The 13,799-nt window shown below is 46.1% G+C and carries 4 protein-coding genes and 1 pseudogene; 2 read left to right on the forward strand and 3 right to left on the reverse strand.

Annotation, left to right across the window (positions count from 1 at the left end):
- The first annotated feature begins 117 nt into the window (after positions 1 to 117).
- Positions 118 to 1,131 (forward strand): PleD family two-component system response regulator, encoded by a 1,014-nt coding sequence (locus QUA58_RS13620; protein ID WP_333255147.1) that lies wholly within the window; start codon positions 118 to 120, stop codon positions 1,129 to 1,131.
- 232 nt (positions 1,132 to 1,363) lie between these two features.
- Positions 1,364 to 7,396, forward strand: a complete 6,033-nt coding sequence (locus QUA58_RS13625) for a response regulator (protein WP_445301875.1) — start codon at positions 1,364 to 1,366, stop codon at positions 7,394 to 7,396.
- Positions 7,397 to 7,490: 94 nt separating this feature from the next.
- Here QUA58_RS13625 and QUA58_RS13630 read toward each other — a convergent pair whose 3' ends face one another.
- The 3 genes and pseudogenes from QUA58_RS13630 to QUA58_RS13640 all read right to left on the reverse strand — a co-directional run.
- Positions 7,491 to 11,351, reverse strand: coding sequence for a GAF domain-containing protein (locus QUA58_RS13630; protein WP_333394467.1), 3,861 nt, complete (start codon positions 11,349 to 11,351; stop codon positions 7,491 to 7,493).
- Between the two features lie 566 nt (positions 11,352 to 11,917).
- A complete protein-coding gene (gene psbC, locus QUA58_RS13635) occupies positions 11,918 to 13,297 on the reverse strand; it encodes a photosystem II reaction center protein CP43 (protein ID WP_333255153.1) in 1,380 nt (459 codons plus the stop codon).
- Between the two features lie 157 nt (positions 13,298 to 13,454).
- Positions 13,455 to 13,799, reverse strand: a pseudogene (locus tag QUA58_RS13640) (photosystem II D2 protein (photosystem q(a) protein)); the annotation flags it as partial.

The raw sequence follows: 13,799 nt of genomic DNA on the forward strand, positions 1-13,799 counted from the left end.
GGGGGCAGCTTAGCTGGTGTATAATTTATAACATATTTGCTAATTTTTCACTTTCCGTCCCAAGCTCAAAATATGCTAGGCTAGAATGTTTCCAAAGCTTAAGATACACCATGACGTATGTATCAATCATTAGAAGAGTCAGCCATTTCGACTAACCTATCTACGGAACCGTCCTCTCTAATTCTCATCGTGGATGACGATGCCTTGATGCGTTTGCAACTTCGACTGTATTTACAGAAGGAAAAATACCGAGTGGCTGAAGCTAATGATGGGTTGACAGGGCTAGCAGCTTATGAGGAAGTACATCCAGACCTCATCCTGCTAGATGCAGTGATGCCCACTATGGATGGTTTTGCTTGTTGTCAAAAATTATCTGAAGTGCCTGAGAGCGATCGCCCACCTATTTTGATGATTACTAGCTTGGAAGACAAAGAATCTGTCGATCGAGCGTTTGCAGCCGGAGCGGCTGACTATATAACCAAACCAATTCACTGGGCTGTTCTGCGACAGAGAGTGCGGCGGTTGATTCAGCAATTCCACTTGCAACAGCAACAAACCCTAATTTACAAGCAGCTAGAGGCCGCCAATCGACAATTAAAATACCTAGCGTCAATTGACGGTTTGACTCAGATTGCCAATCGCCGTCAGTTTGACCAACAGCTAGAAGACGAGTGGCGACGCATGACGAGGCAGCAAACTCCTTTGTCACTAATTTTGTGTGATATCGATTTCTTCAAGCCTTACAACGATACTTATGGACACCAAGCAGGCGATGTATGTTTACAGCAAGTTGCCGCAGCTCTCAATCGCAGTATTAATCGAGCGGGAGATTTAGTCGCACGTTATGGAGGTGAAGAATTTGTAGTGATTTTATCCGACACCGAGCTTGAGGGAGCAGTCCAAATCGTTAAGCAAATGCAGACTCGTATCCAAGCTTTAGCAATAGTACATAAGAGTTCTCCAAATCATTGCATTACGCTCAGCTTCGGTATTACCACTGTGATTCCCACCCAAGAGATCCTGCCAGAAACTTTAATTACTGCTGCCGATGCAGCACTTTATCAAGCTAAAGACCAAGGTCGTAACACTTTTTGTACCAAGATTCATACAGTTAATAAATTCACCCGTTAAATCATAAGGGGAAATACTATGCCTCTCGTAATTGGGAATAATTATTTATTAAAATTTTAGCGAAATATCAATTCCTGCCTGAGTAAGCCTTGATTTTAGTATTAAAGATTAAAGCCTAAATAATCGGTTGTGCGACCTTCATGGAAACTGTCAGGGATAGAACGAGAGTTTCTCTACGACGATTTTTTATCAAAATCAGTTTATATTCAGCAAGTAGCGATTCTAGAAGTTTATGGAAGGGGCTAGCTCAGTGCGTAATAAAAGATGGTTAGGTGCGATCGCCCTTCTCACTGGAGCGGGTTTTCTGGGCAACTATTTCAATTTGTCTCTTTTCTTTGGGGTTGATTTCCTCTTTGGCAGTATTGCAATACTGATTATTACTTACTACTTCGGCTGGGGCTGGGGAGGTTTTGCCAGTCTAATAGCAGGCAGTTATACTTATGTCCTTTGGAATCATCCATACGCCACCATTATTTTGGTAATTGAGGCTCTATTTGTAGGGTTTCTTTGCAAGCGCCAACATCCGAACCTCCTTTTATTTGATGGGATTTACTGGTTTTTAATTGGAATGCCTCTCGTTTGGCTTTTCTACGGTCAAATGCTGCACATGGAGGCGGGTCAAGTCCTGCTAGTTATGTGCAAACAAGCAGTCAACGGCATTTTTAATGCCTTAGTTGCCAGCTTAATCATTTCTTATGCGCCCATTCATCGGTGGGTTAGGCATTCAAAGCATCTCCATGCCCTCTCTTTACAACAAACTATTTTTCATCTGTTGGTTGCTTTTGTCTTTATTCCTGGACTGCTCCTATTAGTTATTGATGGTAGATACTGGGTCGCTCAAATTCAGACGAAGGTGCAAACTGAGTTACAAACAAACGGGACTAATCTCAGTAGCGCTGTATCTAGATGGCATGAGCGACATCTATTAGCTTTGAATACATTAGCTGAAAAATCACTCCTTCCGGAATCCACTACTGCTGCTAATCAAGCAATTCAATCATCCGAGCAACTGCAACAAGACATTAGCCTGATCGAGCAGTTGTTTCCCCATTTTGACAAAATTTATATTGCCGATGCCTCTGGAAAAGTTTTAGCTGCCTCTTCTCCTTTAAATCAAACCCGTGGGCGGTTGAGTGAACAAATCACCGAACATAAATCTCGAATTAGCCTGGTTCAAGAGCGGTTGAGACCTTGGATGACTCCTATCCACAACGATTTATTAATTGACGAACCTCATGTAGGATTGAATGTTCCCCTGCAAGTTCAAGGTCATTTCCTTGGCCTGATCCACGCTTCATTAGCATTGAGCCAGATCCAAGCTCTATACATTTTTCAGCAAAACAATCAGCAACTACGCATTACATTGCTGGATCAAAACAACCGACTGATTGCCAGTAATCAATCCGACCAAAAGCTTTTGAACACTGTTCAGGAGTCAAAAGATGGCAGCACTCGCACCTTAGAGGGAACCCTGCAGCAGTGGGTTCCTAGCAAGGGCAACTATCCGATGATCCGTTGGAAAAACTCTCTATATATACAGGAATTTACGATTACTCCTGAATTGAACTGGAGATTACGCTTAGAAATTCCCGCCGCTCCCTATGTAGAAAATTTACAAAACCGCTACAGGATAGATCTGATTATTCTTCTCGTGATCACAATGTTGGCATTTTTGTTGGCAACGCTGGTTAGCGAACGACTGGTCAAGCCGTTATCCTTTTTAGCTCTTGCGACTACTGACTTACCAAACAAGCTTTCAGAAAAAACATTTGAATGGAAACATAGTTCTGTTACTGAAATCAATGAGCTTGCTAGAAATTTTCAATTGATGGCGATCGCGCTAAATCAAAAATTTAGGGAGATTAAACACGCCAACACTACATTAGAACAGCGGGTTCAAGAACGAACGCAAAGATTATCCAAAATCAATCGCTCTCTAAAAGCTGAAATTAAGAGACGTAAACAAGCCGAAGCTGAACTAAGAACAAGAGAAGCGGCAATACGAGCTTTATATGAAGTCACTGCTACCCAAAATCTCAATTTTGAGCAGCGCATCCAAGCTTTGATTGACATGGGATGTCAGAATTTTGGGCTGGAAAGTGGAATGTTGGCTCGCGTGCAAGATAATCTTTATGAGGTGATGGTTGCACGATCGCCCGATCAAGTCCTGAAACCAGGTAATGTCTTTGATATTAACCAAACTTTGTGCTGTGAAGCTTTAGACACAAATGAACCCCTAACCATCGAACATATAGGCACCTCAAAATGGCGTTACCATCCTGCCTATCTTGCCCTTGGCATAGAAGCTTATATTGGAACACGAGTGTTAGTTGCAGGCAAAGTCTACAGTACCCTCAGCTTTTCTAGTAAATCTCCCCGTGCAGACAGCTTTAAATCTGCCCATGTAGAACTACTGAAGCTGATGGCTCAGTGGATTGGTAGTCAAATCGAACAACATCAGGCAGAAGTCGCTCTGCAAGCGAGTGAAGAGCGATGGCAACTCGCCCTACGTGGCAGTAATGATGGGGTATGGGATTGGAACCTCAACAGCAATGAAGTATTCTTGTCGGCTCGCTGGAAAGAGATGTTGGGCTACCAGGAGCAGGAAATCCCCAATCACTTAGAGGAATGGAGTAAACGAGTTCATCCCGACGATATCGGATGGGTGATGCAAGCCATTCAAGATCACTTTCAGCGCAAAACTCCCTTTTATATTACAGAACATCGAGTGCTTTGCAAGGATGGGAGCTACAAATGGATTTTGGCTCGAGGGCAAGCACTTTCGGATGCAGCGGGTAGAGTTGTGCGTATGACTGGTTCTCACAGCGATATTACCAACCGGAAAAAGTTAGAGCAGGAAATTAAAGCCAGAGAGCAATTATTGAATGCTTTCTTTAAAGGCTCTTCCCTAGCAGGGGTGGGGCTGTGTATATACGATCGGCAGTTGAGATTTTTACAAATAAATGAGGCACTAGCTGAAATTAATGGCCACTCTGTGGAGGCTCACTTAGGTAAGATAACCGATGAGATTTTGGGGGAATTTGCTCCTGGTATAAATGCACTGTTACAACAGGTTTTAACGACAGGAAAACCTTCCATCAGCTTGGAAATGAGTTCAGAAGTAACCAGTCAAACTGGTGCCAAACGCTACTGGCTAACTTCTCATTTCCCCATTTTCAAGGATGCAGAGCAGCCTGTAGCAGTGGGCTGCATTCTGATTGAAATTAGCGATCGCAAACGAGCCGAAGCGGAACTGCAACAAATGAGTGGGGCGCTAGCAAATGCCGTGGCAGGCATTTCTCGACTGGACTCTCAAGGGCGCTATGTCTCTATTAACGAAACTTATGCCGCCATCTGCGGATATCAGCCAGAGGAAATGCTAGGGATGGAATGGCAAAAAACTGTTCATCCTGAAGATGTTGAGAAGATGGTGGGTGCTTATCAACAGATGTTGAGAGATGGCAGAGTCGAAGCGGAAGCTAGGGGAATGCGAAAAAATGGCTCTAGCTTTTATAAACAAGTGGTGATGGTTTCTGCTTATGACGAGCAAAATGTGTTTGTCGGGCATCACTGCTTCATCAAGGATATTACCGATCGCAAGGAGGCAGAAGAAGCACTACAAAGACAGTTGCAAAAAGCCCTACTGCTGAAGCAAATTACCGAAGAAATTCGTCAAAGCCTCAATGCTCAGCAGATATTTGCAACGGCTGCTATTCAGATTGGGCAAGCTTTTGGGGTCAGTCGCTGCTTAATTAGTACATACCAGGACAATCCACTGCCTCAGTTTCCTATCGTGGCAGAGTATCTAGCAGTGGGGTCAGCGCCCAGCGGGGAGGATGATATTCTGGCCGCGATTTCTGCTTATACAAAACGGTTGATGGATCAAGATGAAGCCATCGCCTCCCCGGATGTCTATTGCGAATCATTGCTCACCTGTGCTCATTCAATTTGTACCAGTCTCAATTTGAGATCGACATTAGCAGTGCGAACCTCTTACCAAGGAGAACCGAATGGTGCGATTTGTTTGCACCAGTGCGATCGCTACCGTCATTGGACTACCGATCAAGTGGAGTTGCTAGAATCAGTGGCGGCTCAAGTAGGAATTGCCCTAGCTCAAGCCAAATTACTAGAGCAAGAAACTCGACAACGAGAAGAATTAACTCTGAAAAACTTTGCCTTGGAGCAAACTAGACGAGAAGCCGAAGCTGCAAACCGAGCCAAAAGTGAGTTTCTGGCGATGATGAGCCATGAAATTCGCACTCCGATGAATGCGGTTATTGGCATGACGGGACTACTGCTAGATACAACACTCAACGCTAAACAGCGAGATTTTATCGAGACAATTCGCAATAGTGGAGATACGCTTCTCAGCATCATCAACGACATCCTTGACTTCTCCAAAATTGAGTCGGGCAAGCTAGAGCTAGAAATGTATCCCTTGAGCTTGAGAGATTGCATAGAAAATGCGATCGACCAACTTGCAGTTAAAGCAGATGAGAAGGATATTGAGTTGGGCTACCTCATCCACCCTCAGACTCCTAAGTTGATTTTGGGTGATGTCACCCGTCTCCGTCAGATTCTAGTTAACTTGCTCAACAATGCGATTAAGTTTACTGAAACTGGGGAAGTTACCCTTTCCGTAGAAGCCTCTCTAGTTGATTCTGACAAAACAATTTCTGAGCCAGGTAACTTGTCAGAAAGCTTGTATGAAATCCAGTTTGCCATTCAAGACACAGGCATTGGTATTCCAGCCAATCGGCTCGATCGACTGTTCAAGTCTTTTAGTCAAGTAGATGCTTCGACGACTCGGCACTATGGAGGGACAGGTTTAGGTCTGGCGATTAGTAAACGACTTAGTGAAATGATGAACGGCATGATGTGGGTTGAGACCCGAGGTCACGTCGGAGGAACCCCTTCACCAAAATGGCAAGCCGCTAAGCCTCATCGACTCACAATTGGTTCCACCTTCTACTTCACGATTGTGGCATCCTCTGTTGCTACTGAGTTAGCCGAACCGATTGAAATGCTACCAGAATTATCGGGCAAGCATCTATTAATCGTCGATGATCTGCCCACTAACCGACAAATTCTGACGTTGCAAGCCCAGACTTGGGGGATGCAGATTCGGGCTGCCCAATCGGCTGTGGAAGCGCTTAACTGGCTTGAGCGTGGAGACACCTTTGATGTCGCTATTTTAGATATGCAAATGCCACAAATGGACGGCCTCACACTCGCCTCAGCCATCCATCAGCATCCTAAGTGCCACCGTTTACCCCTAGTGATGCTGACTTCAATGGGCAAACCAGAAGCCAGTTCTTCAGAGCTCTCCAGCCACTTTGCGGCTTGTTTAAGCAAACCCATAAAACAATCCCAACTTTATGAAGTCCTGACCCAAGTGCTACAAGCTCAACCGAAAAAAGTTCAACAACAGCTCCCTATATCTGTCCAGGATGATATGAAACTGGCCCAGAGACTGCCACTGCGAATTCTGTTAGCAGAAGATCATCTGGTGAATCAGAAGGTGGCACTGCTGCTGTTAGAGCGTTTGGGATACCGGGCAGATATTGCTGCCAATGGATTAGAAGTTTTGGAAGCCCTGAATCGCCAGCCTTATGATGTGGTGCTGATGGATGTACAAATGCCAGAGATGGATGGACTAGAAGCCAGCCGTCGTATTTGCCAGGAGTGGCCGGCTCATACTCGTCCCAGGATTATTGCCATGACGGCGAATGCCATGCAGGGCGATCGCGAGCTTTGTCTTGATGCTGGCATGAATGACTATATCAGTAAACCAATTCGAGTAGAGGCTCTCATCCAAGCGCTGAGTCAGTGTCCACCCAACCAGGAACAGCAGCAGGCCCAAAAGGAGGAATCAGATAGCAACCAGCCAGAAATTGATATGCCAGCGGTTGACCTCACAGAACTACAAGCCTTCTGTAGCAGCATCGATCAAGATTCAACCCAGATTTTGAGCTTGCTGGCGAACTGCTACTTTGAGGAATCTCTAAAGTTACTACAAGCTATGAAATTTGCGATCGCCCAAGCGGATACTCAAACCCTAAAGCGAGCCGCTCATACCCTCAAAGGCAGTAGTGCGAATCTAAGCGCGGCTCCTCTGGCTCAGCTTTGTGGCAGGTTAGAAGCCATGAGTACCTCTGGTGAACTAGATCAAGCCTCAACCCTTTTGGCTCAAATCGAGGTTGAGTACGATCGTGTCAAGAACACTCTCCAACAAGAACTACAAAAGACCGAAACTGATCTGTAAAAGTCAATTAAATAGGCATCTTTTGGCATCAGGACTTACGCAACTGTCACATCTCCGAAGTGACAAAAGAGAGATAATGACTGATAACTAATGACTAATGAGTAATGACTGCTGGCTGCTGTCGAAGAGGAATCTCGATCACAAACTCAGTACCTTGCCCCAATTCCGAATTGCATTTTAAAACGCCGCCGTGTTTCTCTACCACAATTTGGTAACTAATTGACAGTCCCAATCCTGTACCTTTCCCCACCGACTTAGTGGTGAAAAAAGGGTCAAATATCCGTTGTCTCATAGATTCCGAAATTCCCGTGCCGTTGTCAGAAATCCGAATCACCGCGCTAGGAACAGTACCATTAAGTTGACCGACAGCAGTATAGATTTTAATTTGAGGAACTACAGATTGACCAGCGAGCATCTTGTGCGATTCTAAAGCATCGATCGCATTCCCAATTACATTCATAAATACCTGATTCAACTGTCCAGCATAACACTCAACTACAGACAAAATGCCGTATTCTTTCACTAGCACAATGTTGGCACTGTCCGCGTTAGATTTCAGCCTGTGCTGTAAAATTAACAGCGTGCTGTCAATGCCGTCGTGAATATCAACCGCCTTCATTTGACTTTCGTCAAGACGAGAGAAATTCCTTAACGACAGAACTATTTGACGGATGCGATCGGCTCCCACCTTCATTGACAATAGCAACTTGGGCAAATCTTCTAGCAGAAATTCCAAGTCAATATCTTCGGCCAATTCGCTAATCTCAGGACTAGCATCGGGAGATTGCTGCTGGTAAAGTTCCAGCAAACTCAGTAAGCTAGCAGTATATTCACTAGCGTGATTGAGATTGCCGTAAATAAAATTAACCGGATTGTTGATTTCGTGAGCAATGCCGGCCACCAGTTGCCCCAAACCCGACATTTTTTCAGTTTGAATCAATTGAGCTTGAGTGTGCTGCAAATCCTTTAAATTTTGAGCTATTTGTTCTGCTTGGTGTCTGGTTTGAGCTAGCAAATCTGCTTGTTGGATAGCAACGCCTAATTGATTAGCAATCTGAGCTAAAAAGTTAACTTCTGAACTTTCCCAACAGCGGGCCCCAGAATGTTGATACGCTGTCAGTAAACCCCAAATTTCTTGTCCTACAAAAATCGGCGCGATCGCATAAGCCTTCACCTGAAATTGCTCTAAAATACCGACGTGACACTCGGAGTGATAAGCTTGATAGATATCGTCAACGGCTATAGTTTCATTATTTAGATACCTGCCGCCTTGGTTTGACTGCAAATAAGTATCTTGCCAAGCCGTATTGATACCTTCCCCTACCAATTTCATCCAGCCATTTTTTACAAACTCGGCAATATATTGACCGCTCCAATCAGGATTTAAGCGATAAACGGCTATTCTATCGACTTGCATAAACTGACAAACTTCTTGAGTAGCCGTCTTAAAAATTGCGTCGATATCGAGAGATTCCCGAATCTTTGCCACCACTTCAAACAGTATCCGCTGTTGCTCGGCTACCCACTGTAAATCAACTGATTGCTGCCGCGTTTTAGCCAACAAATCTGCTTGTTCTAATCCTACACTCAACTGAATTCCAACTTGCGTAGCAAACTGAATTTCCGAAGTGTTCCAATGGCGCAAACCGCTGCACTGGTGCACGCACAGCAAACCCCAAAGTTTGCTGCCATTCATCAGCGGCATAATCACCTGAGCTCTAATTTGAAATTGAGCTAAAAGAGCAGCATGGCAGTCTGAAAGTCCAGCATTTTCGACATCTGGTAGCACTTGAATCTGTCCCTGACTGTATTTTTTCGCATAGTTTTCGCTAAAAAAATGATCGCGAACTTTTACACCCATTGCCGAAGAAAAACCAGGCAAAACATCTTCGGTGATAAATTCGCCTTCATTAAACTTTAAACTAGGATCAAAGCGATAAATACCAACTCTATCGGCCTTTAAGATCCGCAGCATTTCTGTAGTTGTAGTACGAAAAATTGTATCTAAATCGAGAGATTCTCGAATCTTAGCAACTACCTCAAACAATATCCGCTCCTGCTCGGATGCCCGCTGCAACTCAACTGCTTGCTGCTGAGTTTGAGCGAGCAAATCTGCTTGTTCAAGGGCGATGCTGAGCTGAGCGGAAATTTGGGTAGCAAACTTAATTTCGGAAGATTCCCAGTTGCGGGGAGCCGAACACTGGTGCACGCACAGCAACCCCCAAAGGTCTTTGCCTTTCATCACCGGTGCAACTAAACTAGCTTTGACCTGAAATTGCTCTAATAGTTGCTCATAGCAATCTTGCAGTCCGGCTTGTCTAATGTCGGACATTGTGTGAACTCGTCCCTGAGAGTAGAGATTGGCATAGTTTTCTCCAAAGCAGCGATCGTGCACTTTGACTGCCATTACTGAGACAAAATCGGGCAAAACATCTTCGGCAACGAATTCGCCGTCGTTAAATTCCGACGCGGGATCGAAGCGGTAAACCGCAACTCGATCGGCATTTAAAGCCTGCCGCACTTCCTGGGACATCGTGCTAAAAATCTTGTTCAAGTCGAGGGATTGCCGCATTTTTGCGACCACTTCAAACAGCACTTGCTGCTGTTTCGTCAACTGCTGTAGTTGATCAGTCCGCTCTTGAACTTTATTTTCTAAATTAGTGTTAAGTGCGTCGATTTCTCGGTGCAGTTGGCAATGGTTAATAGCATTAGAAAAGTGGGTGCAAAAAAATTGGAGCAATTCAATTTCTTCAGCTTTCCATTCGCGAATTTGGGCAGTTTTTGACTCTTTCCAGGCTTCAAAAGATATCCGAGATTGGGCGAGCCGCCCGTCGCTATCAAACTGTCGAGCCCAGAGAGTTTCGGTGTCAAATTCTTCTCGAAAAATGGTCAAGTAACCGAATATTTGCTGGCGGGTTCTGAGCGGTACGATTAAAATGCTGCGAATTTTGGTCGATCGAAATGCAGGTTGCAGGCTTCTCAAATTGCTAATTTGGTACAAGTCGGGAATTGCCCAAACCTGTTGCTCGCCGGATTTAAAATATTCGTGCCAGACGCTGTATTGCTCCATCTGCGGGTATTTTGCCAAAATTTCCATCTTCGGCCCTGAGCCGCAAGTGTAGACTGTGAGTTCCCGATTCGAGTTATCTGAATAGGGAACTAGATTCGTAACCTTGATGCTGTCGGAAATGAATGGCGTGGCGAAAATGCACAGTCTGCCGCCGGCGGCGTCTAGTGCTGCTACCGATTCTACCAAAGCTGTTTGGAGTTCAATCGCAGGCTGGGAGTTAAGGGCTGCGGCGACGCGGTTGACGACAGCTTCCCGTTGAGCTTTCGCCCTCGCTTGGGCGAGGAGGGCTGATTGGGCTATGGCGACGCCGAGCTGATCTACCACCATCTGAACGCCTTGGAGTTCGTTTTCTTCCACACTCCGGGACTCGGAGTGGTGAGATACCAACAACCCCCAGAATTCTTCGCCGTGAAAAATTGGTACTACCAAGCAAGCCTTGACGCCCAGTGCAGTCAAGTATTCAGCGTGGCAGGGGTCAACCGCACGAAAGCGCATTTCGTCGTCGGGCCACAGTTTGCCGGCAACCGCCTCGCGGCGCGGACTTTGGCCTAGCTGCCCGGAATCTAGATCGACGATCGATCGCACCTGTACTTGCGCGAACAGTTCGCGGGCGTGAGGGGGAATATCGTCTGCTGGAAAATGCAGACCCAATAGGGAGGGCAAGCGGTTGCCGTTAATTGATTCGGCAATCACTTCACCGCTACCGTCGCTATGAAATTTGTAGATTTTTACTCTGTCTGTTCCCAAGAAGGATTGAACTTCCGCTGCTGTTGCGCTCAGAATTTCGGGTAGTTCTAGAGAGCGGCGAATGCGGTTGGCGATGCGTTCGAGCAAATTTGCTCGATCGAACCTCACCTTAACATTTTCGATCTTTAATGAGTCCATTATTAATTTTTTGCTTTCCTAGCAATAAAAGTAAGCGGCCCAAAAGTTTTGTGCCTGTTAAAAATTTCGGCAAGCACAGCCATTTAATAAAATATAAATATCCTGATGGCGATCGTCGATTAGTTTTGCACCTGTAGCGATCTGCCTTAAAATTGCAACTTTCCATTGCAACTTTCCATTGTGGGGGATTAAAACTTTTGTACTTTAAATATAAACTTTGTAGCGCCTGCCTTGCAAGCTCTTTACCCCAACGGATTAAAATTGTCAAGTTTCAAGACTTGCAGAGTCAATCACCGCCACCGATGAAGGTTGCACCGAAATATCTCAGTCCCGGATGGAAAAGCTCGCTGAGGAACGAGCTGACGGAAAGAAACAGCATTGAATTCAACAGGTTAACTCAGAAACCGGGTTTCTACGTGTAGGATTGTATCTGCTGCTAGGGGGCTCGGAGAACAGTCGATCGACCGCAACATCGCTTTTTCCAGATATTAAAGCAAAAAAAGCTCCCGCGGTTAAGCAGGAGCTTTTTTCGATTAGACAATCAAATCAGAAATAAGTTCGATCGATTAGTCTAAGTCTGGCATAGAAAGTACCGCTTCATTTTCGCGATCGATACCCTTCTCAAAGCCAGCGACAGCCGCGCGAGCGCGACCAGCGTGCCACAAGTGGCCGACCAAGAAGAAGAAACCCATCACAAAGTGGAAACAGGCCAGCCAAGAACGAGGTGACGTATAGTTAAACGCGTTAACTTCCGTTGCCAAGCCGCCCACAGAGTTCAAAGAACCCAAAGGAGCGTGAGTCATGTACTCAGCAGCGCGGCGAGCTTGCCAAGGCTGAATATCGTTCTTGATTTTGTTCAAGTCCAAACCGTTAGTACCGCGCAAGGGTTCCAACCAAGGGCCTTGGAAATCCCAGAAACGCATCGTTTCACCGCCGAAAATGATTTCGCCAGTAGGAGAACGCATCAGGTATTTACCCAGACCGGTGGGGCCTTGTGCAGAACCGACGTTAGCACCCAAGCGTTGGTCGCGGATCAGGAAGGTCAAAGCTTGCGCTTGAGAAGCTTCCGGGCCCGTCGGGCCGTATAATTCGCTGGGGTAAGCAGTGTTGTTGAACCAGACAAAGCAGCAAGCGATGAAGCCCATCAGGGACAAAGCACCCAAGCTGTAAGACAGGTAAGCTTCGCCAGACCAGATTAAGGCGCGGCGAGCCCAGCCGAAAGGCTTGGTCAAAATGTGCCAAACACCACCAGCGATACAAATCAGGCCGAGCCAGATGTGACCGCCGATGATGTCTTCCATGTTGTTGACGCTGACAATCCAGCCTTCGCCGCCGAAAGGAGAGCGAACCAAGTAGCCAAAAATCACGGCCGGATTCAGAGTGGGGTTCGTGATAATACGCACGTCGCCGCCACCCGGAGCCCAAGTGTCATAGACACCGCCGAAGAACATGGCCTTAGCTACCAGCAGCAAGCAACCGCCACCCAACAAAATTAGGTGATAGCCGATGATGTTGGTCATCTGGTTCTTGTCTTTCCAGTCGTAGCCGAAGAAAGAAGAGTATTCTTCAAGAACTTCCGGGCCGCGAACGGCGTGATAAATGCCGCCCAAACCGAGAACAGCAGATGAAATCAAGTGAAGAACGCCGACTACGAAGAACGGGAAGATATCCGTAACTTCACCGCCGGGGCCGACGCCCCAACCCAAAGTAGCGATGTGGGGCATCAAGATTAAGCCCTGTTCGTACATGGGCTTTTCTGGGATAAAGTGAGCGACTTCAAACAAAGTCATTGCACCGGCCCAGAACACGATCAAACCAGCGTGAGCGACGTGTGCGCCCAGCAGTTTGCCGGAGAGATTGATTAAACGAGCGTTGCCAGACCACCAAGCGAACCCGGAGGATTCTTGGTCGCGACCGCTTGCGTAGGAATTAGAGAGCGTTACCACGCGGTAGAACCTCCAACGATTTTAGATTTTGGATTTTGGGTTTTTTTGTTCCCTAGTAGGGCACGGTATCACCGCGCCTGCGCCGGGGAATAGGGATTTGGATTTCAATTTCAGTTTAAAAAATTTAAATTAATCTGAAATCCAAATCCAGATTTTTTTAAAGTGCGTTACCGCGAGGCAGAACTTCTTCAGGGAAGATGAAGTTTTCGTGGGGTTGGTCAGTCGGAGCCATCCAAGCACGAATGCCTTCGTTAAGCAGAATGTTCTTAGTGTAGAACGTTTCAAACTCAGGATCTTCAGCAGCGCGCAATTCTTGGGATACAAAGTCATAGGCGCGCAGGTTTAATGCTAAACCGACGATGCCAATGGAGCTCATCCACAAGCCTGTGACAGGTACGAACAGCATGAAGAAGTGCAACCAGCGTTTGTTGGAGAAGGCAATTCCGAAGATTTGCGACCAAAAACGGTTGGCTGTCACCATCGAGTAGGTTTCTTCTGACTG

Origin of the sequence: Microcoleus sp. N9_A1, from assembly GCF_036701795.1 — a bacterium.
Taxonomy (GTDB): Bacteria; Cyanobacteriota; Cyanobacteriia; order Cyanobacteriales; family Microcoleaceae; genus Microcoleus.